This window comes from Pseudarthrobacter equi (genome assembly GCF_900105535.1).
In the GTDB taxonomy this organism is placed as follows: Bacteria; Actinomycetota; Actinomycetes; order Actinomycetales; family Micrococcaceae; genus Arthrobacter; species Arthrobacter equi.
In genome coordinates this window covers 3,999,985-4,023,726 of the sequence record NZ_LT629779.1, presented here as the reverse complement: position 1 = coordinate 4,023,726, position 23,742 = coordinate 3,999,985, and the positions used below count along the sequence as shown (strand labels likewise).

The 23,742-nt window shown below is 67.7% G+C and carries 28 protein-coding genes; 9 read left to right on the top strand and 19 right to left on the bottom strand.

The genetic code is table 11. The annotated features are described in order from the left end of the window. Positions 1–180: 180 nt before the first annotated feature. Entirely contained in the window at positions 181–1,068 is an 888-nt protein-coding gene (locus tag BLT71_RS18365) for a hypothetical protein (RefSeq protein ID WP_157693500.1), read from the bottom strand. Between the two features lie 140 nt (positions 1,069–1,208). On the opposite strand from BLT71_RS18365, the gene BLT71_RS18360 reads away from it, so the two are divergent. Next, entirely contained in the window at positions 1,209–2,333 is a 1,125-nt protein-coding gene (locus BLT71_RS18360) for a PQQ-dependent sugar dehydrogenase (protein ID WP_091723169.1), read from the top strand. A 63-nt stretch (positions 2,334–2,396) separates the two neighbouring features. Here BLT71_RS18360 and BLT71_RS18355 read toward each other — a convergent pair whose 3' ends face one another. Continuing rightward, complete coding sequence (locus BLT71_RS18355; RefSeq protein WP_091723167.1) at positions 2,397–3,281, bottom strand: helix-turn-helix transcriptional regulator; 885 nt, start codon at positions 3,279–3,281, stop codon at positions 2,397–2,399. Positions 3,282–3,419: 138 nt separating this feature from the next. On the opposite strand from BLT71_RS18355, the gene BLT71_RS18350 reads away from it, so the two are divergent. The 3 genes from BLT71_RS18350 to BLT71_RS18340 all read left to right on the top strand — a co-directional run bounded on the left by BLT71_RS18350 (position 3,420) and on the right by BLT71_RS18340 (position 5,919). Next, positions 3,420–3,827, top strand: a complete 408-nt coding sequence (locus BLT71_RS18350) for a (R)-mandelonitrile lyase (RefSeq protein WP_091723166.1) — start codon at positions 3,420–3,422, stop codon at positions 3,825–3,827. A 111-nt stretch (positions 3,828–3,938) separates the two neighbouring features. Beyond that, entirely contained in the window at positions 3,939–4,979 is a 1,041-nt protein-coding gene (locus BLT71_RS18345) for an NAD(P)-dependent alcohol dehydrogenase (protein WP_091723164.1), read from the top strand. A gap of 190 nt (positions 4,980–5,169) precedes the next feature. Further along, a complete protein-coding gene (locus tag BLT71_RS18340) occupies positions 5,170–5,919 on the top strand; it encodes a hypothetical protein (RefSeq protein WP_091723162.1) in 750 nt (249 codons plus the stop codon). A gap of 12 nt (positions 5,920–5,931) precedes the next feature. On the opposite strand, the gene BLT71_RS18335 is transcribed toward BLT71_RS18340, so the two are convergent. Further along, complete coding sequence (locus BLT71_RS18335; RefSeq protein WP_231994360.1) at positions 5,932–6,522, bottom strand: GNAT family N-acetyltransferase; 591 nt, start codon at positions 6,520–6,522, stop codon at positions 5,932–5,934. Beyond that, a complete protein-coding gene (locus BLT71_RS18330) occupies positions 6,519–8,615 on the bottom strand; it encodes a penicillin acylase family protein (RefSeq protein ID WP_091723158.1) in 2,097 nt (698 codons plus the stop codon). The genes BLT71_RS18335 and BLT71_RS18330 overlap by 4 nt, the downstream gene beginning before the upstream one ends. A gap of 155 nt (positions 8,616–8,770) precedes the next feature. Between BLT71_RS18330 and BLT71_RS18325 the strand changes: the two genes are divergently transcribed. The 4 genes from BLT71_RS18325 to BLT71_RS18310 are packed head-to-tail and all read left to right on the top strand — an operon-like array spanning position 8,771 to position 13,500. After that, on the top strand, positions 8,771–10,192 hold the full coding sequence (locus BLT71_RS18325; protein WP_091723157.1) for an extracellular solute-binding protein: 1,422 nt from the start codon (positions 8,771–8,773) through the stop codon (positions 10,190–10,192). Continuing rightward, positions 10,189–11,157, top strand: a complete 969-nt coding sequence (locus tag BLT71_RS18320) for a carbohydrate ABC transporter permease (RefSeq protein ID WP_091723156.1) — start codon at positions 10,189–10,191, stop codon at positions 11,155–11,157. The genes BLT71_RS18325 and BLT71_RS18320 overlap by 4 nt, the downstream gene beginning before the upstream one ends. A gap of 8 nt (positions 11,158–11,165) precedes the next feature. Beyond that, entirely contained in the window at positions 11,166–12,071 is a 906-nt protein-coding gene (locus BLT71_RS18315; RefSeq protein ID WP_091723154.1) for a carbohydrate ABC transporter permease, read from the top strand. 34 nt (positions 12,072–12,105) lie between these two features. Next, the gene (locus tag BLT71_RS18310; protein WP_091723152.1) at positions 12,106–13,500 is read left to right on the top strand and encodes a glycoside hydrolase family 32 protein; all 1,395 of its coding nucleotides are present in this window, start codon (positions 12,106–12,108) and stop codon (positions 13,498–13,500) included. A 46-nt stretch (positions 13,501–13,546) separates the two neighbouring features. On the opposite strand, the gene BLT71_RS18305 is transcribed toward BLT71_RS18310, so the two are convergent. From BLT71_RS18305 to BLT71_RS18240, 14 genes are all read right to left on the bottom strand, one after another. Continuing rightward, positions 13,547–14,632, bottom strand: a complete 1,086-nt coding sequence (locus BLT71_RS18305) for a LacI family DNA-binding transcriptional regulator (RefSeq protein WP_091723151.1) — start codon at positions 14,630–14,632, stop codon at positions 13,547–13,549. 88 nt (positions 14,633–14,720) lie between these two features. After that, positions 14,721–15,182, bottom strand: a complete 462-nt coding sequence (locus BLT71_RS18300) for a hypothetical protein (protein WP_091723149.1) — start codon at positions 15,180–15,182, stop codon at positions 14,721–14,723. Then, complete coding sequence (locus tag BLT71_RS18295; protein ID WP_091723147.1) at positions 15,179–15,760, bottom strand: anti-sigma factor family protein; 582 nt, start codon at positions 15,758–15,760, stop codon at positions 15,179–15,181. The genes BLT71_RS18300 and BLT71_RS18295 overlap by 4 nt, the downstream gene beginning before the upstream one ends. Then, the gene (locus BLT71_RS18290; protein WP_231994359.1) at positions 15,757–16,344 is read right to left on the bottom strand and encodes an RNA polymerase sigma factor; all 588 of its coding nucleotides are present in this window, start codon (positions 16,342–16,344) and stop codon (positions 15,757–15,759) included. The genes BLT71_RS18295 and BLT71_RS18290 overlap by 4 nt, the downstream gene beginning before the upstream one ends. A 129-nt stretch (positions 16,345–16,473) precedes the next feature. Continuing rightward, positions 16,474–16,704: a CsbD family protein gene (locus BLT71_RS18285; RefSeq protein WP_045731032.1), complete on the bottom strand. Its 231-nt coding sequence runs from the start codon at positions 16,702–16,704 to the stop codon at positions 16,474–16,476. A gap of 63 nt (positions 16,705–16,767) precedes the next feature. Then, positions 16,768–17,388 carry a hypothetical protein gene (locus BLT71_RS18280; protein WP_091723145.1) on the bottom strand — a complete coding sequence of 207 codons (621 nt, stop codon included), beginning with the start codon at positions 17,386–17,388 and terminating at the stop codon, positions 16,768–16,770. Further along, positions 17,385–17,966 (bottom strand): hypothetical protein, encoded by a 582-nt coding sequence (locus BLT71_RS18275; protein ID WP_091723143.1) that lies wholly within the window; start codon positions 17,964–17,966, stop codon positions 17,385–17,387. Before BLT71_RS18275 ends, BLT71_RS18280 begins: the two co-directional genes overlap by 4 nt. A 93-nt stretch (positions 17,967–18,059) precedes the next feature. Then, positions 18,060–18,365, bottom strand: a complete 306-nt coding sequence (locus BLT71_RS18270) for a hypothetical protein (RefSeq protein WP_091723141.1) — start codon at positions 18,363–18,365, stop codon at positions 18,060–18,062. Continuing rightward, positions 18,362–18,553 carry a DUF2273 domain-containing protein gene (locus tag BLT71_RS18265; RefSeq protein ID WP_091723139.1) on the bottom strand — a complete coding sequence of 64 codons (192 nt, stop codon included), beginning with the start codon at positions 18,551–18,553 and terminating at the stop codon, positions 18,362–18,364. Before BLT71_RS18265 ends, BLT71_RS18270 begins: the two co-directional genes overlap by 4 nt. Beyond that, the gene (locus tag BLT71_RS18260; protein WP_091723138.1) at positions 18,550–19,071 is read right to left on the bottom strand and encodes an Asp23/Gls24 family envelope stress response protein; all 522 of its coding nucleotides are present in this window, start codon (positions 19,069–19,071) and stop codon (positions 18,550–18,552) included. Before BLT71_RS18260 ends, BLT71_RS18265 begins: the two co-directional genes overlap by 4 nt. 129 nt (positions 19,072–19,200) lie before the next feature. After that, positions 19,201–20,061 carry a CPBP family glutamic-type intramembrane protease gene (locus tag BLT71_RS18255; protein WP_091723136.1) on the bottom strand — a complete coding sequence of 287 codons (861 nt, stop codon included), beginning with the start codon at positions 20,059–20,061 and terminating at the stop codon, positions 19,201–19,203. Positions 20,062–20,238: 177 nt separating this feature from the next. Continuing rightward, the gene (locus BLT71_RS18250; protein WP_091723135.1) at positions 20,239–20,433 is read right to left on the bottom strand and encodes a hypothetical protein; all 195 of its coding nucleotides are present in this window, start codon (positions 20,431–20,433) and stop codon (positions 20,239–20,241) included. A 535-nt stretch (positions 20,434–20,968) separates the two neighbouring features. After that, positions 20,969–21,373 carry a hypothetical protein gene (locus tag BLT71_RS20840; RefSeq protein ID WP_231994357.1) on the bottom strand — a complete coding sequence of 135 codons (405 nt, stop codon included), beginning with the start codon at positions 21,371–21,373 and terminating at the stop codon, positions 20,969–20,971. A gap of 10 nt (positions 21,374–21,383) precedes the next feature. Next, the gene (locus BLT71_RS18240) at positions 21,384–22,103 is read right to left on the bottom strand and encodes a GAF and ANTAR domain-containing protein (protein ID WP_091724168.1); all 720 of its coding nucleotides are present in this window, start codon (positions 22,101–22,103) and stop codon (positions 21,384–21,386) included. A gap of 73 nt (positions 22,104–22,176) precedes the next feature. Here BLT71_RS18240 and BLT71_RS18235 point away from each other — a divergent pair, with 73 nt between their 5' ends. Then, positions 22,177–22,908, top strand: a complete 732-nt coding sequence (locus BLT71_RS18235) for a GAF and ANTAR domain-containing protein (RefSeq protein WP_091723133.1) — start codon at positions 22,177–22,179, stop codon at positions 22,906–22,908. 54 nt (positions 22,909–22,962) lie between these two features. Here the strand turns inward: BLT71_RS18235 and BLT71_RS18230 are convergent, their stop codons facing one another. Next, positions 22,963–23,721 (bottom strand): type 1 glutamine amidotransferase family protein, encoded by a 759-nt coding sequence (locus tag BLT71_RS18230; RefSeq protein WP_091723132.1) that lies wholly within the window; start codon positions 23,719–23,721, stop codon positions 22,963–22,965. Between the last annotated feature and the right edge of the window lie 21 nt (positions 23,722–23,742).

The window sequence follows — 23,742 nt, the reverse complement described above, 5'->3', positions numbered from 1 at the left end:
TGGCCGGGACCGTGGGAACTACCTAAGCACGCACGTCAGGGGCTTGGCCAGCACTTTGCTGCGGACGCTCAACGGGACGCAACCGCGCTACATATTGGGGCGCTGCACGGTCAAAACAGGCAACGCTGCGCCACGAACCGCAACGGGGCTTCATGTGACTGGACGGTGCGGAAGCTGCTGCTAGCGGGTCAACCGGGTCCGTTCGACCATGTTCCCGGTGGCCCAGGCCGGCGCCGGCGGCGTTGCCGTGGGGTCGGCGAAGAACTCTTCCACTGCTGCCACGGTGCGGTCCAGGGTGTGCACGTTGCGAGCCGCCACGGAGGCTGTTCCGTTCGCGACGGGCACCTCGACGGTGCCCGAGGAGGACCCGGCGCCGGCTCCGAAGTCCCACAGCACCGACCACCGGTCCGCGTTTCCGGCGTCGCTGTTCCGGTGGCAGACGAAACCCACACTGGCAGAGCCGACGGCTTCGAACCGGGCGGTGCCGTACTCCACAATGAGCGCTCCGTGGTTCGGCCCGTCCAGGGCGCGGAGGGCGGCCAGGGCTGCATTCCTGGCGTCCTCTTCAGAGCCGAACGCCGCGCCGTCAACAATCCAGTCGTGGTAGGCCCGGTACCCGCGGGCTGTGGGTATGGTTTGCCGCATTTCCACGCCCAAAACGCGGGAAGACCATCCCATGTCGAACTCGTATGCGCCTGGCGAGATGGACGCGGCAATCTGGTCACGGTTCTCGAAGGACACGCCATCGGAGTAGTGCACCGGACCACAGTCCGATGTTTCCAGCCGGACCCCGGCGGTGGAGGCTGAGCCGCGGGTTCCTCCGGAACTGGTGCTCGGTGCTGCAGACACCACATCGCAGCGGACGGTCCGGACGTCCACGTAATCTCCGAAAATGGTTACCACCATGGCAAGGGCAAAGAGCAGGAAGGCGCCGCCGCACAGCCGCCAAATCCAGGGTGACGCAGCCTTGAAGGCCCTCGCCACCGGCGAAAGCGCCCGGGGCTGGTGTTCATCACTCCCGCCCGTTACAGCCAACCTTGTCCCACCGTTATCGTGTGTATCCCCCATGACGGCAAGCCTAGTAGGGCATCGGGGATGCGCATCCATTGAAGGCAGGCGATGATCTAGCTATGACTACACGCCGGCCTGTGGTGAAAGCGCATCAGCGTGTCAGGAGTGCACCGTCCGCTGACCGGCCGGCGCGGTTCATGGTTGCCGCAGCGCTCGCCGCCACTCTGGTGGCGTTGGCGGGGTGCACAGTGGGCCAAACGCCTCCGCCTGCTTCAGGTGCGCCGGCTTCCCCAACTTCGTCCGCGCCCGTCCCGTCTTCTCCGACTGCCGACGGTCCATCCCCGGCAGCGGCAGCCACCATCGCCGGGGATCCCGAGACGGTGGCTTCTGATTTGGCCGCCCCGTGGTCGGTGGTGTTCCGCGACGGCGTTCCGCTGGTCAGTGAACGCAACAGCGACCGGATCCTTGAGCTCGCCGCGGACGGGGCGGCGCGGTCCATCGGCACCGTGGACGGCGTGGCCGCCCGAGGGGAAGCCGGTCTCCTCGGCCTCGCTGTGGGCAGCGGCGGTGACCTCTTCGTCTACTCGACGGCCGGGGACGGCAACCGTGTCCAACGCTTCCAGGTCACGGGAACGCGCGGCTCGCTGTCCCTGGGGCAGCCGCGGACCCTCCTGGACGGGATCCCGGCTGCCGGGAACCACGACGGCGGCCGGATCGCCTTCGGGCCCGACGGCATGCTGTACGTGACCACCGGGGATGCCGGGCGGCGGGACGACGCCCAGGACCGGGACGCCCTGGCCGGAAAGATCCTGCGGATGACGCCCGAGGGAACCGTCCCGGCCGGCAACCCCTTCCCCGGATCCCTCGTTTACAGCTACGGACACCGGAACCCGCAGGGAATCGCCTGGGCGGACGACGGAACCATGTTCGCCACGGAATTCGGGCAGAACACGTGGGACGAACTCAACATCATCACCGCCGGAGCGAACTACGGCTGGCCCACGGTGGAGGGTATCGCGGACCGGAACGGCTTCGTGGACCCGGTGCAGCAGTGGCAGCCCGGCTCGGCCAGCCCCAGCGGGATGGCCCACGCAGGCGGAACCCTGTTCATTGCCAACCTGCGCGGGCAGGTGCTGCGGGCCGTACCGGTCTCGGATCCGTCCACCTCCACTGAGCACTTCGGAAGCGAGCTCGGCCGGCTTCGTGACGTCACCGTGGCCCCGGACGGCAAGCTGTGGGTGGTCACCAACAACACCGACGGGCGGGGCAGTCCGCGGCAGGGCGACGACCGGATCCTCGCCGTGCCCCTGACCCGGGATTAATATGGTCGGCGGTAACGTGCCGCCGTTTGAGTGGCGGGCAGCCCGGCTCCTTTAGCTGTGATTTCAGCTCCGGGCGCCCGCCTGGGCCAGTTCCACGATGTTCTCCGTTACGGCCCAGGACGCGAGCAGCTTCAGTGCCTGGTCTGAGGCGCTGCCGGGGGTGGCCGGATAAACCGTCAGGGAATGCCCGGGGTCTTCCTCCAGCCCCAGGACCTGGTAGTTCAGCTCCAGCAGGCCCACCACGGGATGCTGGAAAAACTTGGTCCCCGCGTAGTGGCGGCGCACGTTGTGGGCGGCCCACCGGGTACGGAACTCGTCGCTGCGCATGGACAGCTCACCGATGAGTTCGGCAATGCCCTTGTCGTGCGGGTTCCGCCCCGCCTCGCGCCGCAGGATGGCCACATTGGTGTTCGCAGCCCGTTCCCAATCGGTGTAGAAAGTGTGCGCCCTGGGGTCCAGGAAAATGAACCGTGAATGGTTCGCAGGCCTGGCGGGGACCCGGTACATGTCCGAGTACAGCGCATAGCCCAACGTGTTCGCGGCCAGGATGTCCAGACGGTTGTTGCCGATGAACGCGGGCGCTCCGGTGATGGTGTCCAGCAGGTACTGCAGCTCCGGGCGCACCCCCGCCGCCGGTGCGGTGGCGGTACGTTTCCGCCCCGACGTGTTGGCGGTGCGGGCAAGGTCGTAGAGGTGGTCGTGCTCGGCACGGTCAAGTTCCAGGGCACCGGCGATGGCATCCAGCACGCTGTCCGAAACCCCCGTCAGGTTTCCCCGTTCCAGGCGCGTGTAGTAGTCCACGCTGACGCCGGCCAGCCTCGCCACTTCCTCCCGGCGGAGCCCCGGCACCCGCCGCCGCCCGCCGTAGGGCTCAATGCCTGCCTGTTCGGGCGTGATGCGCCCGCGGCGGGTGGAAAGGAACTGCCGTACCTCGGCTCGGTTATCCATACAGGACACGTTACGACGAATGCCCGGGCCCTAAGGAGGGTCTGCCATAACCCGTTACAGCAGGGCCCTCGCTACCGCTCCTCGGACCCGGTTTGATGAATGGAAGGCAAGTAAAGCCCCGAGGCGGAAGGAAACACCATGAACATCGAACCAGCACGCGAAACCGTCAAGAACCCGCCGGAGCAGTTCGCCGGTGACGTCTGGGTGGACCTCATCGCTGCCCCGAACGGACCCGAGCAGCGCGCCGTCGTCGCCAAGGTCCGCTTCGCCCCCGGAGCACGCACGGCCTGGCACTCCCACGCCCGCGGCCAGTACCTGCACGTCACCTCCGGGGTGGCCCGCTTCGGCAGCCGCGACGGCACCATCATTGAAGTACACCCCGGCCAGACCCTCTACACGCCGCCGGGGGAGGAACACTGGCACGCCTCGGCGAACGGTACCTTCATGGAACACATCGCCATCCTCGAAAACGATGAGGATCCGGCCGCCACCACCGCCTGGGCTGAGCACATCACGGACGAACAGTTCGAAGGCCGCCAAGGGTAGGACTGCCAGTACTAGGTACAACAGGGCCACCGAGGCAGGCCCGTTTCACAGATTCCACGCAGCTAGCGCCGGTAGCATTTTAGAGATCCCCCCAAGAAGCACAGGAGAACCATGACCACCGTCAAGGCATACGCATCCCCGTCCGCCACCGAGGACCTGGTTGCAACCACCATTGAACGCCGCGAAGTCGGACCCCACGATGTCCTGATCGACATCAAGTTCGCCGGCATCTGCCACTCCGACATCCACACCGTGCGCGGTGACTGGGGCCCCCAACAGTACCCGCTGGCCCCCGGCCACGAAATCGCCGGCATCGTCACCGAGGTTGGCTCCGAGGTCACCAAGCACAAGGTCGGCGACCGCGTCGGCGTCGGCTGCATGGTGAACTCCTGCCGCGAGTGCGTGAACTGCCTGAAGGGCGAGGAGCAGTACTGCCTCAAGGGCAACGTCGGTACCTACGGCGCCGTTGACCGCGACGGCACCATCACCCAGGGCGGTTACTCCACCCACGTCGTCGTCACCGAAGACTTCGTGGTGACCATCCCCGAAGGCCTGGACCTCGACGTCGCCGCCCCGCTGCTGTGCGCCGGAATCACCACCTACTCACCGCTGCACCACTGGGGTGCCGGCCCCGGCAAGAAGGTCGCCGTCGTCGGCTTGGGCGGCCTCGGCCACATGGCCGTCAAGATCGCCCACGCCATGGGCGCTGAGGTGACGGTCCTGTCGCAGTCCCTGAAGAAGCAGGAAGACGGCCTCCGCCTGGGCGCCGACAAGTACTACGCCACCAGCGACGAGAACACCTTCTCCGAACTCGCCGGACACTTCGACCTGATCATCAACACGGTCAGCGCCTCGATCGACATCAGCTCCTACCTGCAGCTGCTGACCCTCGACGGCGCACTGGTCAACGTTGGTGCCCCCGCCGAACCGCTCCCGGTCAACGCCTTCGCCCTGATCGGCGGACGCCGGTCCTTCGCCGGCTCCATGATCGGCGGCATCCGCGAAACCCAGGAGATGCTCAACTTCTGCGCCGAGCACGGCATCGGTGCCGAGATCGAGGTCATCCCGGCCGAAAAGATCAACGACGCCTACGAGCGCGTCCTGGCATCGGACGTCCGCTACCGCTTCGTGATCGATACCGCCACTTTCTAACCAGCAAACGCGCGCGGCGGCCCGTTCCGAAAGGAGCGCGGCCGCCGTTCGGCGTTAATGCTCGGCAGTGGCTTAGACCCCCTCGTTACCGGGCGCAACGGTTGGGCTGCAATCCTCCGCAGCCCGGCCCAAAACGGGGAAGCAGCCCCACAATTGAAGGACACATTTTCCGGGACAAGGGGAGGGTGTCATGAAAACGTTCCGCGGGCTGCTGCCCGTCCTGGTTCTGGCCGCCGTGGCCGTGGCCGGCTGCGGACAGCAGGCCAGCCCGCCGGTGGCCACAGCCACGGCGTCAGCATCCGTTCCCGTCACCACTGTTCCGCCCGACGGGACCGTTACGCCACCAGCGCCCACGCCCACCAGCACCTCGATGACCACCAGCCCGGCAAAGTCCTGGACAACGTTTACGACGGCGGACGGGCAGCTGGCGTTCGACCAGCCCGCCGGCTGGAGCGTCAGGGATCCCGCCGGGGAACTGCCCGAAGGTGGCGGGGCCTTCGCCGAGGTCACCAACGAGGCCGGGAAACCGCTGGCGACGCTTCGGACGAACATGGCCACCGGCTCCACCTGCACGGAGAAGTATCCGTTCACCGAGTTTGAGTCCCAGCAGCTCCCTGCCCTGGCGCAGGCCGGAACAGTCCCGCGGTTCGTGTTCGAAACCCGCGGCAACAGCAGCGCCCCAGGCCCGGCCAACACCCCGGCGGCGGCCTACGGCATTACCGTTTCCGCTGCCCCCACCGGCGACCTGGCCTGCCCCATCTTCCAGTTCTTCACCTGGCCGCCCACGGCCGCCATGTTCGGTGCGTTCTACAACCCGGACAACAATGCGACTCCGGGCGCAGAAAACCTTCCGTACCTGGAGCAGGCCCGGAAATACATGGACACCACCGAATACCAGGACATCCGCCGCATGATCACGTCGCTCCGCCCGGCGGGTTAGCACTCCGGCGCGTTACAGCCCGGTCCGTGCCTCGAACGCTGCCCGGCCCAGGAACATCAGCTGTGCCTCCTTCTCGGCGAGCTGCACCACGGCTCCCTGTTCGAACCCGAAACCGGCCAGCCGGCTGATGGCCTTGCTGTTCCGGGCATCCGGCTCTGCCACCACCCTGTCCTTCGCCGGATCGGACAAGGCAAACCGCATCAGCCCCGCCACCAGCCGCGGCGTGTAATTGGGCACCGGATCTTCGGTGGGCGCAAGGAACAGGTGGATGCCGGTGTCGCCCGGCCGTGCCGGGTACACCTCGCCCACAGGATCGTGCTGCGGCTCGTAGGTCTGGAAGATGCCCGCGGGCTCACCATCCACTACCATCAGGTAGCCGTGATGGGTGTCCAGGCTGTCCAGGAACCGGTAGACATCCCGGACTTCGTCCCGGCTCCAGCCGTTCATGCCCCAGAACTTCGCCCGCTCCTCACGCACCCAGCTGTGGATCAGGTCCGCGTCGTCCTCCGGCGACAGCCGGAACAACCTGAGTATGCCCAGGCCCTCCAGCTCCTCCACGTAGACGGCCTCACTCGTGCGGCCTGAAGCGTCAGTGCCCATCATGATTCTCCTTCGTCATGGTTCTCCCTGCTCAGCTGGTCCCAGTCCGTGATGACCGGCAGCAGTTCGCCGGCGGCCCACAGCGGCAGCTGGCTGAGGAAGTTCGCATCTCCGGGATCTCCGGACGTCCCGAACGGGACCACCCACCTGCTCCGTGACCTGTCGCCGAGGTCCCATACGTAGCGGGCCACCGGTCCTCGGAACGATGCATCGGTGACGCCAGGCAGGCTTTCGGTGGACAGCACGCAGCCCGTGTCACCGGACAGCGCGGTCATGGGGACACGCGGTGCCTTTGCGCCGGCGGACGGGTGGTCCGCCAAGGCGTGCAGCGGCAGGACAGTGTGGGTGCTGCCCCAGGCCGCGGACGACGGCGACGCTGCCGCCGCCTCGAGCGCCTCGGCCGCCGCTGCTGCCACATCCAGGCCCGCGGCGTCACCTTTCGCCACGAGGGTTTCCAGTGCAAAACCCACCCTGGACACCGGGTCCAGCCAGGGACTGAACAGCGGCGAGTGGCCCGCGGGTTTGGCCAGCGGAGCCAGCAGGGGAGCGGAGGCCAGGGCGCGGACGAACGCCGAGCGCCAGGCGGCAAAGGAAGCTGCCCGGGAACTGTCCGCCCGCATGTCACCGTCCCATCCGAGCAGGCTGCTGCGAAGGTCCGCCGCTGCCGCCGACAGGGGAGCGGCATTTCCGCACCGTTCCAACACTGCCCTTAAGGCGGGCCAGGACCCCAGCCTGGTGTCCGTATGGATGCGCTGCATGGCATCGGCATCGAGGCCGCTCCCTGCTTCCTCCAACAGCTCGCGGATCCTGTCTGCCCTGTGCGCAGGGGCAAACTCCAGTCCGGTCAGGCGGCCGCCGCCGGACGCGCGGTCGTTGGCGTTGACCGCAAGCCTTTCCACATCCGCGGCCGGCAGCGCCACCCAGCCGCCGGTCCATTGATGCTCCCGGGCTTCGGCGGGCACGGGGCGCACCCGGTTCCCATGGTTCCGCTCGGGGACTGCACCGGCCACGAACTGCCGGACGCCGCCGCTCGAATCGGCGGCCAGGACACAGTTGACCGGCTCCACCCAGGCGCCGAACGCCGCCTCCACATCCGCTGCGGACCGGCTCCGCAGCAGCGGCAGGAGGGCCTCGAAACCCAGCCGTCCGCTAACCCGCGAGGGCATTCGCAGGCTCAGCGTGCCGCCGTCGTACCCGCTGGTGATGAGGGGACCGCGCACAGTCTCCACAACCTGGACCGCCTCGGTGGCGCCGCCTCGGACCCGGATCTGCTCCTCATGGTCCGCCGCCACCGGTTCCCAGCCGTCGGGGCCAAGGGCGTGCAGGGTCCCGCCGTCCCGGCGCAACTGCTCGCGGTAAAGATCCTGGTAATCGGCCATGGCGTTGGTGACCGCCCACGCTGCCGCGCCGGCATGGCCGAAGTGCGGCAGCCCGGGGACGCCGGGAAAAGCCAGCCCCACGGCGTCGAACTCGGGGCAGGCAAGCCGCACCTGCTGGTAGACGCCGGGCAACTCCATGAGCCGGTGCGGGTCGCCGGCCAGCAGGGGAGAGCCGCCGGCGGCCAGGCTTCCATTGACCGCCCAGGCGTTGCTGCCTGCCCACACCGGCGCCTCGATGCTGAACAGGTCCACCGCATCGGGCCCGAGCGTGTGGGCCACATGGTCGCGCCAGAGCTTGTTCGGGAAGGTGCTGAACAGGATGTGGTGGACCAGGAAGACACCCAGCGGGGTCCACGGCTTCCACGGCCCGGGTTCGGTGCCGGTGTCCCGGAACTCCTGCGCCTGCCGGCGTCCGCGGGACAGTGCGTCGTTGACGCCGTCCACGTAGGCCGTGACCCAGCGCTGCGTTTCCCGGTCCAGGTTGTCGAAGCAGCGGCGGGCGGTGTCATTGATGCGCGCCTGGCGGGCGAACCTGTCCCACAAAAGACCGTCACTGCCAAGGTGTTCGGCGGTGCGGCCCTCGGACCGCCAACGCTCTACCTCGATCTGCCAGGAACGGTCAGCTGCGGCGTTACTGCCCTGCAGGAACGCCAACTCATCCGCGGAGCCGGCGCGAAGATGCGGAATGCCCCAGGGGTCGCGGTAGGTCACAGGCACTGAATGGATCCTTTTTCTTAGGTAATCCTAAGTAGGGTACGGCCCCGGCGTGGACTGCCCAAAAAATGACTCTCGAAGGCGAAGGCTGTGTGACGCTTGACACGTGTTAGGTGGCAGGTCTACAGTTCCTAACACGTGTTAGGAAGGAACTAGACATGACCGGAGCCATAAACGGGCAGCTGCGGCAAATCACCCGCCGCACCGCCCTTGGTGCCCTGGGAGCTGGAATCATCGGAGCATCCGTGGCGTCGTGGCCGCGGCTCTCCGGGACGGACATTCCCGGCCGCGGGGACAACAGCCTCAGCATCGCCATTTTGGGCACCGCGGCGGACGCCGCCGCCCGTCAGCGAGCCATTGACGCTTTCAGCCGCATCCACCCGGATATCAAGGTGAAGGTCCAGGCCATCCAGGCCGTGGACTGGAAGGACTTCTTCACAAAGATCCTCACCATGGTGGCTGCCGGCACCCCGCCGGACGTGGTGTACGTGGCCACCGAAGGCGCCCAGCTCTTCGCCGAGAAGCTGGCCCACCCGCTGGACGACTACATCCGCCGTGACGCCGCGGACATGCGGGAGTTCTTCACCGATGTCCACCCCAGCCTGGTGGAAGCGTTCATGTACAAGGGCAGCCTCTACCAGCTCCCCATGGACTGGAACGCGGCCAACATGTACTACAACACCGCGGCGTTCGCGGAAGCGGGACTGGACCGCCCCGCGGACGACTGGACGCATCTCGATTTCCGCAGCAACCTCGCCGCCATGCGCAAGGCCCGGCCCTCGGACTTCACCCCGTACTACTGGACCAACCGGCTCTTCGGCGGCGTGGTGCCCTGGCTCTACGCCAACGACACCAGCTTCCTCAAAGAGACCCGGTCCACCGGCGGAGACTGGCTCTGGGACGGCTTCTACGCCAGCGATCCCTCCCGCAGCCTCCGTTCCGGCGGCTACCAGTGGCTGGAACCAAACGCCAACGATGACCGTGTCTTCGAATCCTTCGACTACCTCCGCGGCCTGGTCAAGGACGGTCTCGGTGTCCGCCCCGAAGAAGGCGGCGGCAACTCCCTGGTGGGACTGTTCGCCTCCAACCGGATCGGCACCACGCCTGCCGGCGGCTACTGGGTGCAGGGCCTGCACGAGGCAGGCATGGCCGAAGACGGCTTCGATGTCCAGTTCTTCCCGCGCTGGAAGACGCAACGGCACCAGTTCGGCACCGCCGGCTACGCCATGATGAAAACCGCCAAGGACAAAGACGCCGCCTGGGAATGGATCAAGTTCAGCTCCAGCCGCGAGGCAATGGAACTGATCTTCCCCAACCCCGCCACCACGCCGGCCCGCCGCTCCATGGTCAACGAGAAGCTTTACGCCGGCAAGGGACCCGCGCACTGGAAGGTCTTCTACGACACCCTGGACAGGTTCCCCACCACCGGCCCCATCCCGGCGCCGCCCCAGCAGGCCGCCGTCGAAACGGCCCTGATGAAGAACGTCTCACTCGCCGTCAGCGGCGACGAACAGCAGCTCAAGCAGGCCCTGGCATCGATGCAGCGCGACCTTGAAATTGCCTTGAGGAGGCAGCCATGAGCACCACCATCCCGCCGCGGGAGAGGCCGCGGCAGGCAGCCCGGCCGGACAAGCCCGCGCCGGCCCGGGGCAGGAAAGGCGCCCCCGGCAACCGCCACAGCCAGCGCTGGCTGGCCTGGGTCTTCCTGGCCCCCACCATCCTGGGCATGGGCCTGTTCACGCTGATCCCCATCGTGGCGTCCGTGGTCCTTGCCTTCTTCCGCTGGGACATCATCTCGGCCCCGTCCTTCGTGGGCTTCAACAACTTCGCCGAAGTGGTGCAGGATCCCACCGTCCGGGTGTCGTTCGTGAACACCATCGTGTTCGTGGTGGTGGCCGTGGCCCTGCAGCTGGGGCTGGCCCTCGCGCTGGCCATCATGGTGCAGGAGAAGATGCCGGCGTGGATGCGGGTGTTCTTCCGCTCCGCCTTCTTCTTCCCGCTGATCCTCTCCGCAGCATCGGTGTCCATCTTCATGCGGTACCTCTTCAACGAACAGTTCGGCGTGGTCAACTGGCTCCTGTCCCTGGTGGGCATCCCTGCGGTCCCGTGGCTGACCACCCCCGGCGGGTCCGCCGCCGTCGTGATCCTGGTCTACGTCTGGCAGAACTTCGGCTTCTCGTTCCTGCTGTTCATCGGCGGCCTGGCCTCCATCCCGGTGGAGACCTACGAGGCCGCATCTATCGATGGCGCCACCGGTTGGCGCAAGCACCTCCACGTGACGCTTCCGCTGCTCAGCCCCACCACTCTGGTGGCGTCCGTGATGGCCATCATCAGCGCCCTCCAGGTGTTCGACCAGCCGTACGTCCTCACCCGGGGCGGCCCGGGCGACTCGACCCGTACCGCCGTCATGGTGATCTTCGAATCGGCCTTCCAGCGGCTCGAATTCGGCCAGGCATCCGCCAGCGGCGTGCTGCTCACCCTGATCATCATGGCCATCACGGCCGCGCAGTTCCGGCTCAGCAAACGATTCGTCTTCTACCAGTAAGGCCAGCCATGACCACCACCACTGAGCACGGCCTGGCCTCCGGGCCCACGCCCCGGCTCTCCGCGGGACTCCCCGCCGTCCGCACCAACCGGCGCAGGTTCAGCTGGAACACCGCCCTCCGCGTGCTCCTGCTGCTGATCGCCGCGGCCCTGACCCTGGGACCGGTGCTGTGGACGCTGTCCACCTCGCTGCGGTCGCCGTCGGAATCCTTCAAGCTGCCGCCGTCGTTCATCCCCTGGAACCCTGACTTCACGTCCTACGGCCAGGTGTTCCAGCAGCTGAACATCTTCCTCCTGGTCCTCAACAGCGCCCTGGTCACCGGCCTGATCGCCGTGGGCCAGATGGTGTCCGCGGCGCTGGCCGGCTACGCCTTCGCCCACCTGAAGTTCCGGGGCCGCGGCGCACTGTTCTCCATCGTGCTGGCCACCATGATGGTGCCGGTGCAGGTGACCATCGTGCCCGTGTTCATGCTGATCCGCGGCATGGGCCTGTCCGATACCCTCCTGGCGCTGATCCTGCCGGCCATCCCGACGGCGTTCGGCACCTTCCTGATGCGGCAGTACTTCCTGGGACTGCCCACGGAGTTGGCCGAGGCCGCCTCGATCGACGGTGCCTCACCCTGGCGGACCTTCCGCTCGGTCTACGCGCCGCTGGCCATGCCCGGCATGGCAATCGTGGGGATCCTGGCGTTCAACTTCCACTGGAACGAGTTCTTCCGGCCCCTCATCCTCACCATCTCCGAACAGAACTTCACGCTTCCGCTGGGCCTCGTCTCGCTCCAGGGCAACCTGGGCACCGGCAGCATCTCGGTGGTCCTGGCAGGCGTTGTCCTGTCCATGATCCCGGCGCTGGTGGTCTTCATGTTCGGCCAGCGCGCACTCCAGGCCGGCCTCACCGCCGGCACCGGCAAGTAACTTCCTCCCTTCCTCCACCCTGAAAGGCTCCACCATGCCCACCCCGGACCTCGCCGCCATCTCCTTCGACGACGTCGCCGCCGCCCACCCCGATGCAGCCTTCCCGCGGTTCCACCCGCGTCCTGCCCAGGGCTGGATCAACGATCCCAACGGCATCAGCTTCATCAACGGCCGGTACCACGTCTTCTTCCAGTACAACCCGGATTCGGCCCGGCACCACCGGATCGCCTGGGGCCACGTGAGCTCGGCGGACCTGATGCGCTGGGAAGAACACCCCGTGGCGCTGCGTCCCCAGCCGGGCGGGCCGGACGAGTACGGCTGCTGGACGGGCGTGGTGACCGACGACGCCGGTGTCCCCACCGCAGCGTACTCGGGCGTCCGCGGCGACGGCGGGCACTCAGAGGTGGTCATCGCCCGCGGTTCGCAGGACCTGGTGGACTGGGACCAGACAGGGCACGTTGCGGCACGGATGCCCGACGGCGGGGACGTCACGGCCGTGCGGGACCCCTTCATCTTCCGTTTCAACGGCAAGCGGTACGCCATGCAGGGCGCCGGCCTTGCGAACGGACACGCTGCGCTGCTCCTCTACACGGTGGAGGACCTGTCCGACTGGAAGTACCAGGGCATCTGGCTCACCACGGAAAACCCTGTGGCATCGCAGTTCACCCCCGCTGAAATCTGGGAGTGCCCGCAGCTGGTGCGGGTCCCGGACAGCTCCGGCGCGGAGACCTGGGTGGCGATGTTCTCGCTGTGGCTCTCCGGCGACGCCCACGAGCACGCCAATGGGGTGGGCCACCTGATCGGCTCGCTCACCGAAGACCCCGCCACGGGACTGCCGGTATTCACGCCCCGCAGCGGCGGATCCTCGGACCAGGGCCGGGACTTCTACGCCCCGCAGGTTCTTGCCCTGGAGGACCGCGCCCTGCTGTGGGGCTGGGCCAACGAGGGGCCTGGCCGCGACGGGCGCCGTGGCCGCAGCCAGGAAGAGATCGACGCCGCAGGCTGGGCCGGGGTGCTCACCTTCCCGCGGGAGCTTTCTGTGGTGGACGGGACGCTGGCGGTCACGCCGGCCCCGGAAATCGAGGCTTACCGCGGTGACCAGGTGGCCCGCTCGGCCGAAGGCCGCGTGGAACTGCCGCCCTTCGCGGAAGCAGTGGTGACCCACTCCGCCGGTGGTCTGGAAGCCGGCGCCGGGGACGCCGTCGTCGAACTCCTGCTGGCGGGCGGGGACGGGCAACAGACCGTCTTCAGCGGACCCCTTGCCGACGGGGAGGAACTGCGGATCTACGTGGACGCCTCGCTGGTGGAGGTTTACCGCGCCGGGGCCGTGGCCACCACCCTCCGCGCGTACCCGGCGGCGGGGGAGAAGTGGCAGCTGCTGCTTCCGGCCGGCGCCGCGGCAGACGTGTGGGAGCTCAGCCAGCCCTAGCGCTGGGCTCTAGCGCCGGCAGCCAACGTCCGGTTCTATCGCCGGTTTAGCGTCCCTCGGGAACCGGGCCGGTGGACTCGCGGACCACCAGGCGGCAGGGCACCATCGTTTCGGTGCCGCTGCCGCCTGGCGCGCCGTCTGTCTCACTGCCTTCTGCCACATGCGTCCGGTGGTGCGTGACATCGCCCAGCAGGGCGGTCATGGCGGCGGCGCCCATCTCGCGCAGCGGCAGGGCCATGGTGCTCAGTGCGGGCACCATGGATTTGGCCACGCGGAATTCGTCGTCGTAGCCCATGACGGAGATGTCCTGTGGGACGCTCAGGCCCAGCCGGTAGCAGGCCAGCACCACGCCGATGGCCAGGCGGTCGTTCGCGCACAGGATGGCGGTGGGGCGGCGGCCAGCCTCGGCGCCGTCCAGGAGCTTCATGGCACCGTGGAAACCGGCGTCGATGTCCCAGCCCACCTGCAGCACCCTGGCTTCGTTCACTGGCAGCCCTGCCCGGAGGAACGCGTCCCTGTAGCCCTGGATCCGGCGCGGCGCCGCGGGGGTGAGCGAGTCACCGGCCAGGAACGCGATGTCCCGGTGGCCCAGCGACATGACGTGCTCGGCGGCCTCCCGCCCGCCCCGGACCTCGTCCGGGATCACCGCCCCAACGCCGGCTTCGGGCCGGTCATCAAAACAGTTGGCCAGGATGGACGGCACCCGCTCCATGTTCGCCGGCACGTGCAGGGGACGCAGGCCCACCGTGACGTACATCAGCCCGTCCACCTGCCGGTCCAGCAGGGTTTCCACAGCCCCTTCGTCCCGGGACCCGTCCAGTTCGGTGTCCATCACCACGGTGACGAAGCCATGTTCACGGGCCACGGCGTCCGCTCCGGCGATGATGTTGCCGTCGAACGGGCTGGTGACCACCTGGTCCGAGACAATGCCGATGATCCGGGACTGCCGGTTCCGCAGGCTGAGCGCGATCTTGTTGGGCGTGTAGTTCAGGGTGGCCGCAGCTTCACGGATCCGCTGCTGGCTCTCCAGCGCCACGTTGCCGTCGCCCCGTCCGTTGAGGACCAGTGAGACGGCGCTGCGCGAAACACCGGCCAGCTTGGCGACGTCCAGTGCGGTGGCCTTGCGATTCATGGTGATCCTCTGGTGGCAAACAACAGTGATGCTGCAGTTTACCTAACGCGTGTGAGGATGCGCTGCCGCCGCACGTGCACAGCTGCCGCTACTCGGGGGATATGCGCGCCACGGTGACCTTGACCGAAACCTCCGCGGGCGCAAAGTGGGCGCGGACCACCGCGGCCACCGCCCGCACCACGTCCGGAGTCCGGGCGTCGGCACCCACGCCGATGCGGACTGTTACGTCCGTGGCACTGCCCTCCGCCCGGGCTTCAACCAGCGGGCCGTCGTCGGGATCTCCGGCGCCCTGGTTGCCGGTACCCTGCTGGCCCGCTGCCTGCTGCAGCAGGGACAGGGCTCCGGCTGGCAGCCGCTGCCACAGGGGCCGGGACGGAAAGACGTCAGTGACGCCCTCCACGCCCAGGACGGCGGCGCGCAGGGACCCCGCCGCAGCGGCGCCCGGTTGCCCTGCCTGCCCAATTTTGCGTTCCACTTCCTGTCCCTTGCCCGGAAGTTCGTCCGGCACATCTTCCCGCTGCGCGGGAGTTGGCTGCGTCGGCACTGTCATGGTTCCTCCCGGGGAATGTCGATCACGTCCGTGACGGTGATGTCGATGGCGGCGATGTTCAGCTCGGTGTGCCGGGCCAGGGCTTCCCCGAGGTGCTGCCGGAGCGCTTCCGCGCTGCCCAGCAGTGGATTGCCGAAGGCGACGGCAAGGTCCAGGTTGACGGTGATGGCTTCGCCCGGCACGGTGACATCTCCTTCAAGCCGGACCCTGCCTGCCACGGCCCCGGGCGCAAGGTCGGTGACGGAACGGACCAGGGCGAGGACCGAGCCTTCCGTTTCGGTGAGGGTGTCCGCCGGGTGCCCGGACCGCAGCGGGATGGAACGCCCGGGCCGGAGCTCGAGCTTGAGGTTGGCCAGGATGTTCTTCATCCAGTCGTCGTTGCCGCTGCCGGCCTCGGCGAGGTCGTTGCTGAACAGCTCGCTGCCGGCGGTGGAGAGCCGGCGCAGCGAGTCGAGGCCGTTGCGGCAATCAGGGCAGGTCTCGAGGTGGCGGGGATCGGGGAATTCGCCGGTATCCAGGTACTGGCTCAACTCCTCGAGCGTGTGCCCGCACTCGAACGTGTCGTGGGGGATGCTCATCGCCATCCTTCCATTTCGCGGACCAGTGTAATCCGGGCCCGGGCAAGGCGGCCCCGGACACTGGCTGGGCTGATGTTCAGGGTCTGCGCAATCTGCTCATAGCTTTGTCCGTTGAACTCTTTAAGTACCCAGCAGCGGCGCTGTTCCTCGGGCAGCCGGGACAAGGCAGCCTTCAGGGCTTCGGTACCCGACGCCGCCACGGCGGACGACTCGGGGCTGGGCCCGGTGGCTGCAGGTTCCATTCCTGCTCCGCCCTCTTCCAGCGCCGAGAGGCTGGTGTGGTTCCTGCGCCGGCGCAGGTAGTCGATGCTCCTGCTGCCCGTCAGCCGGAGCAGCCAACCCTTCACTGCAGCGGGTTCGCGCAGCGATTCAAGCTGCTTCCAGGCCTGGACCAGGGCTTCCTGGACCACGTCGTCGGCATCGGCGTACTGTCCGGTCAGCCGGCGGGCGCATGCCCGCATGTGCGGCCCGTACCGCCGGGCGAGGGCCTCGAAAGCCGCTGTATCGCCGTCGGCTGCCCTTCCGGCCAGGATGGCATCGGGGACCAGGTCCAACTGGTCCCGCACCAAGGGTGTTCCTGTCACCTGACTCTGCTTTCATTATCGGCGCTATCATGCCTGCTGGGCGTGAAAGAAGTGCGCCGTTCGAACGGACTGACGGCAGGGCGCGTTGCGCCGTGGTTGGCTGCAACGCGCCTGCCGTCCAGGGGCTGGCTACTCCTTGCGGAAGCTTTCCTTGACCTTCTCCGCAGCTTCCTTGAGGTTGTGGCCGATGTCCTTGGCAGCGTCCTTGACCTTCTCGCCGGCTTCCTGGACTTTCGCCTGGGCCTGGTCGTGCTGGCCTTCGCGCTCGAGCCGTTCGTTGCCCGTGAGCTTGCCTACGCCTTCCTTGGCGGCGCCCGCGTGGTTGGTGGCGGCGTTGTTGATCTTGTCGTCGAGTCCCATGGTGATGCCCTTCTCTCGGTGTTCCTGTTGTGCTCCTGTGTGTCCGAAACACAGCAGCCTTTGCTAGCTGGTGCGGTGTGCACCCGCCAGCCGGGTCCTGGTTCCACCTGCTATTCGGACCAGAACGGTGGTGCGATGGCCCAGCAGGGTTTCCATGCCGGTGACCAGTGCCTCGGCGAGGTCGGCCACCTCACGCGGAGATGCTCCGCGCCGTGCCTGCAGGGTGATTCGCAGTCCTTGGGTTGTGGTGCGCCGCCGGCCGCGTCCGCGCCAGGCGGACACTGAGCTGCCGACGACGGCCCGGTTGCCTTCCAGCGCGGCCTCCACGGCGGATTCGAGGTAGGAAATGTCGACGGCGGTGTCCCCGAGTTCGGGGTCCCGCTGCCGGGCTGCCTCGCTGGTCCGCCCGCCGCCCTGCCGGGTCAGCCACATGATGCTGACCGCGGCGCCGAGGAGCAGTACGGCGGGCACGGCCAGTGCCCACCAGCTGCCCAGGGGTTCCTGCAGGGGTGCGGTGCCCCGGAGGTTCCGCCAGCCCCCCAATAGGCTGGTGCTGACGGAACTCCAGCGGTCCCGGACGCCGGCGTCCATGCCGGCACCCGCGGTGAGGGTGCCTGCGGCCAGCAGGACCAGTCCAGTGGCGGCCAGGAAGAAGCGGTTCAGGGCTCGGTTGGTGTGGTTCATCGTCCCAGTGCTCCTTCGGTGGCGATGCGGATATCGGTGCTGAGTTTCCGTCCCAGGCGGCAGGAAGCGATCTCCTTTTCGGCAGCCCGGGTGACGGCTTCACGGTCCAGGGGAGCGCCCGACGTCGGCCGGATGGCTACCTGGGCGCGGGCCCGGCTGATGGTGGTGGCCACCTGTTCGGGGGCGAGTTGGGCGGTCAGCTGCACCCGCCGCGAGACGGCCGCGGCGATGACCTGGTCGTCAACCACCACCGCGGCCCGGTCGCCGTCCATGGCCCGGCGTCCCTTGCGGCCGCCCTTGAGGGCCGCCACCAGCAGCGTGAGTCCCAGGACGGCGGCGGCAACCCCGGCCGCGGTCAGTTCGGCCGGTTGCGTGGTTTGCGGCGCTGTGGCCGCGGCGTCGGCAAGCCGGCCGGGGCTGGCCACCAGGGCGTCCTGTCCCAACAGGGCGAGGACGCTTTCGGTTCCCAGCCAGAGGAAGGCGACCAGGAGGAGCACCGCAGTGGCGGCGGACAACCCGGCGCGCGATGAATGCGTTTCCCGCCGGACAATCCTGCTATGGGTTCGGGCCGTGCCCACGGTGACCTCCTGGTGGGTTGCTGGATGTGCTGCTGATATTCGGTGCTGCCGCCCTGGCCGCGGGCAGCCTGTGTGCCGCCGCGGGAAGGCTTCTCATGCAGCCCCGAGCCTGATGTTGATTTTTCCGATCTCCATGCCCGTGACCTGGCGCCCCATGAAGGAAATCTTCAGCCGGGCAATTTCCGCCTGTTCAAACAGGGCTGGCCGGCCCTCCGAGGCTGGCGTCATCAGGGTTGGTGCCGGCAGGCGGACCAGGAGGTCCACCCCCAGCTTCCCTGCATCGTCCCGCAGCGACGCCGAAACGTCGGTGTGGGGAACGTCGAACGCCTGGCACGTCACGGCTTCCACGGTTTTCCGGAGGGCGGCCGGGGCGATGCGGGTGTGGCCCTGGCGGTTCACGACGACGTGCGGCGGCCGCGCAGGGCGTCAAACACCTCGGCCAGGTCCAGGCGGCCCTCGGCGGCGCGTCCCAGGACCGCACCAATGCCCATGAAGAGCAGGGTCAGGATGAAGCCCCAGAATCCGAAGGCCAGCGCCACTATCGCCAGGACTGCTCCGGCTGCCGCGCCGCCGATGACCGGGGTCATGCCACCCTCGGCTCGTGGCCGGCGTCGTCAGCCTCATCGTCGTTGTCCTCAGACGGAACATGGATGTCCGTGATGGTGATGTTGACCTCGGTGACTTCCATGCCCACCAGGTCCTCCACCGCGGAGTAGACGGCGTCGCGGGCGTTGTCCGCCACCTGCTGGAGGGGGTGCGGGTACTCGACCACCAGGGTCACGTCCACGGCCACCTGGGTCTGGCCCACTTCAACGCTCACGCCCTGGGTGAGGTCCTTCTGGCCCACCCGCTCGCGGAGGTTTCCGATGGCCCGGGCAGCGCCGCCGCCCAGGGCGTGGACGCCGTCGATTTCCTGGATGGCGATGCCGGCGATCTTTGCCACTACGCCGTCGGCGACGGTGGTGCGGCCACGGCCGTCGTGGCCTTCGGCCGTGCCCAGGGAGTGGGTAGCTGCCGGCTTCTTCTGCCCGGCGGTACCCGGTGCGGTGGTGGCCTGCGCTGCGTTGCCGGTCTGCTGCGTGCTGGCGTTTGTCTGCGTGGTCATTAGGTCACTCCTGCTCGGTTGGCGTTCTGTTCCAGGCGCGGGTTTGCGCCGTTACAGGTAAGACGCAGCAGGGCGGGAGATCGTCACGGTCTTGTTCGTGTGACGTGCATCACGCGCAGTGGGAGGTAGTCAGTACAGGAAAATGTTGATCCATTCGCGGTTGTGCGCATGGATCAGGACCAGGAACAGCACGAAGTCGAACAGCAGGTGGACGCTGACAATGTAGGACAGCGATTTGGTCACCGTGAACAGCCGGGCCTGCAGCAGGGCGAACGGGAAAATGAAGAACGGCGCCCAGGCATGGAAGCCGAGTTCCCACAGGAACGAGGTGAACAGCACGGCCTGGAGCAGGTTGGCCTGCCAGTCCGGAAGGTGCCGGCGGAGCAGCGTGAAGGTGGTGCAGATGAAGAACAGTTCGTCCCAGATGCCCAGGACGTTGGTGCCCAGGAAGAGCCGGGCTATGCCGTCAGCGTCACTGACCGCGGGCCAGTTCTCGTAGACGCCGGTCCGGATCATGTACACGGGCATCAGGGCGTAGCCGATCACCAGGACCGCCGGCAGGTACCACTTTTCCGCCCGCGTCCACGGCTGCCCGGTCCGGATGGGGAACCGGATGGCGTGGTCCTTGGTAATGAAACGTGAGGCGGCGTAGGGGATGCCCACCGCCAGCACCATGGCGGTGCCCATGACGGCCATGTGTTCAGTGCTGATGTCCGTGGTGATGGGCACCAGGCTCATGGCGGTCAGTCCCACGGCGATCAGGGCCAGGTCGATCACCAGCTTCCGGCTGAGGAACCCCGCGAGGATAAGGGCGGCCGCCAGGAGGAGGAAGCCGGAGATCCGGTCTTCGCGGGCGAACAGGAGGAATCCAGCGGCCGACAGCATCACCGCCGGAACAACGGCCAGCCTGGCCCGAACGGGCGCCGGCCCAGCCTGCCCGGCTTCGGGGTCCGACGAGGGCATGCGCATGGAATTACCGCCAGCCTGCATCTTCCAAACCTTTGGGTCGCGGGTTTTGCCACGACTCTACTGGACGCCCTGCTTTGCTGGTTTCCTGCTCTGCTGGCTGCCTCTCCTAATGGACGCCTGGCGGCGGGAGGGGCCAAAAAGAAAGCGGACGACGACGGGAGGGCCCGTCGTCGTCCGCTTCCGTGCGGTGCTGGTTGCCTAGGCGGTGGCCAGGGCGCCGCTGTTGCGCAGGCTCAGCGTGAAGGTGTTCGGGCCACTGCAGGTCACGGCCACCTGGCAGGTGGTGGTGTTGTGGCGGGAGGAGAGATCGGTGATGGCGGCATCAAGGGTGTGGTGGAGGGCTGCCTTGTCCCAGATCTTCAGGGTTACGGAGTGAGTGGCATCGAACGTCATTATTCAACTTCCATTTCTTGCGGTGGGCGGCCTGGCTGAACAGGCCGGGTCCTCGTCGGTGAGGCAATCAGGTGGGAAAGCGCATTCCCGTTCTTCCATGGTGCATGCCGCTGCCAGAGATGGCAACCAATCGAGCCGCAATGTGAGCAATCACACCGGGCCCATGCGGTGGCAAGGGATTCACGGTTCTGTACTTTCTGGGTACCCCGGCGGGAAGCCGGGAAGCGGCCTGGTCGAGCTCTGAGGCGTCGGCGGCCGGGGGCGCACCGGTGCGCTTCATTGCTTCACCAGGTGGGTCGAGAGCCGGATATTCTCCAGCCCTGCCCTTCCATAGTGCACAGGGCTTCGGGGGCCGCCCAACCAGATGGCCGAATATTGCAGGTGAAACTCATCACACACCCGTGGCTGGGTGAGGAGGGTAGGCGGTCGGCGGGCTGGAGGGTGGTGGGCAGGAGGGCGGTAGCGACGGAAGGAGGTGGCGCGGCATTGAGCCGTTGGGTGGGGCCGCAGGCGAACCCCGGTGTGTTAGCCCGGACTATCCTTCCGGTGTCTCCGCCAGTCCATCCGGGCCGCCAGCAAGGCCGCTGTCGTCGCCTGATCCTTCTTCAACCGGGCCCTGCCCGGTGGCTGCGCCGGAATCCTGGGCAGGCTCCGCGATGACGGGCTCCGTGTGGCCGGGTTCCTCGCTGAAATCATCCGAGTACGGGGCCCGAGGGCGGGGGAGGTCATCGATCAGTTCGTTGGCAGCCAGCGCCAGCAGGTCGCGCTGGATGGACGGGAGTGAGAGGAGTCCCTGCAGGTACGCTTCCACCTCGTATTCGCCGGCATCTCCGGACAGGCTGAAGTATTTCAGCCACAGTTCGGACAGCGGGATGTCCGCCGCCTTCATCGCTGCGCGGAGGCGCCGCCGCTGTTCCGGTTCGTTCGGATCGAAGCCCATAGCGGCGGTCCTAGGCCCTGGGCGCCGGCGGCCCGGACAGGACGGCCTCGCTCACCTGCTGGAGGGTGGCGCCGCGGTCCCTGGCTTCCTTGATGAGCTGCCGCAGGGCCGCCTCGTGGGGGACGCCCTGCCGCTCCATCAGGACTCCGCAGGCGCGGTTAACCACGTCCCGGCTGTAGAGCGACTGGCGCAGCCCCTCGGTCAGCTTCTGCGGAGCTTCGCTGGCCTGGATGTGCGCGATAAGGGTGGCTGCCGGTGCTGCGAAAAGCTCCAGGAGGCGTCCGCTGGAGCCGTCATAGGTATGCGGGCCGGCGGAGTAGAGCTTCAGCGAACCGATGGCTTCCTTGCCGGCGATCAGGGGAGCGGTCACCACCGAACGGACAGGCAGTTGCTGGACGGCCCGCCGCCATTCCGGCCAGCGGTGCTCGCCGTGGACGTCGCGGACCAGCACCGGCTGCTCCGTTGCCCAGGCGGTGAGGCACGGACCTTCCCCGAGCTCGTACTGCACGGCGTCGGCCTGCTGGACAATGCTGTCCGTGTAGCCGCTGCTGGTACGCGTGCCGCGCGAATCCAGCAAGGAGACGCCGGCGCCGATGGTTCCCGGTACAGAGTCTTTGGCGGCCCGGGCCAGGGAGTGGACAGCTGCCACCACTTTCTCCTCGGTCAGCAACAGTCCGCGGATGCGGGCAATAAGCATGCTGAGCTCGTCAAGGGGAAGCTGCTGGGCCATGCCTCCCAGCATATGCCAATCGATTTGGCCGGTCAGGAAGTTCCCCGATTGGCTGCCGCAGTAGGATAGGCGCATGTCGAAACCGGCTGACAACAACGTTGTCCACGAACTCCAGGAAATCCTCACCGGCGCTGAGAGCGTGGTGGAGTTTCTCTCCGGGCTGTCCGGAATTGCCGCAGCTGCTGTCTCCGAGGCGGCCGGCGACCGGATCGAATGTGCCGTCACCCTGAAGATCCAGCGGCGGCCCGCAACCGCGGCCGGCAGCAGCGAGCGGGCGGTGGAGCTGGACCGGGTTGAGCAGGCCCTGGGCGACGGTCCCTGCATCGAGGCGATCCGCGAGATGGCCCCGGTGCTGGTGGAAGACGTCGCCGCGGACCAGCGCTGGCCCACCTACAGCAAGGCGCTCCTGGATGCCGGCGTCCACAGCACGCTGGGCGTTCCGCTGGAGATTACCGAAGGCGCAAGCGCGGCCCTGAACTTCTTCGCTGACCAGCCAGGTGCGTTTACGGAAGAGGTCTACGCGAAGGCGGTGGGCTTCGCGGCCTCGGCGCATAACACCTTCAATCTCTCCGTACGGCTCAACAGGGCCCAGAACCGTGCAGACGATCTTGAGGCTGCGCTGGAGAGCAGGACCGCCATCAACCTCGCCTGCGGCGTCATCATGGCGCAGAACCGCTGCTCCCAGGCCGAGGCCATGGAAATCCTCACCAGGGTGTCCAGCAACCGGAACCGCAAACTCCGCGATGTGGCAGCGGAGCTGATCCAGCAGCTCTCCGGAGACCGCATCCAGACCCACTTCGAGTAGGCGCCCACCCCGGCGTGGATTGCCGACGGCGTCAGGCGGCCTGCGCCGTCGTCGTCAGTCCCGCGTCGGTTCCGCCGTCCGTGCGGTGACTACCGCGGCTCCTCCGCCAAGGCCCGGCCCGCGGTCAGCCCGGACATCCCAGGACGTGCCCGCGCCAATCACTGTGTAGTCCCCGGCGTCCGCTGCGGCAAGGATGATGGCCGTGCCCTCGTCGATCGCCACGGCATGGTCTACCAGTCCGGCCGCCACGGCGCCGACGGCCCGGCTCAACGTGCCGGCCTGTGCGGCGTGGACGTCCACCGCGAATGGGGCAATCCCCAGCCCGGTGCGGAATTCCAGGTCCGCCAGGCCTTCGGAGCACTCCTCGCCGCAGACCTCGATCCCGTTGACGAGGTATCCACCAATCAGCGCCCGGCCGGGCGCCACCATCGCACCCGCGGAAAAGCCGAGGTAGGGAACGCCGTCTCCCACCAGTTGAGCGAGCGTGGGGGACGCTTTTTCGACGCCGCGCAGGTAAGCCGGCGTCAGACCGCCGCCCACCACCACGCCGTGCACTCCGGCGAACGCCGCGGGATCCGCGATGCCTCCGTTGCCGAGCAGTACGGGAACCACGTCACAGGCAATCCGTTCCTGCAGCGGACCGGCATACTCCGGCAGCCGGGTCATCGGGGCGCCGCCGCTGTCATGAACCACCACGGCAATGCGGGCCTGCCGTCCCGGTCCTGCCCTCAGCTCCGCCTCGGCTGCAAACCTGTCAAACACGTCGGGGAACGAATCTGCGTCCGGCCCGGCACCCACCAGGAAAATGCTCATGCCCCTCAACATACAGAACCA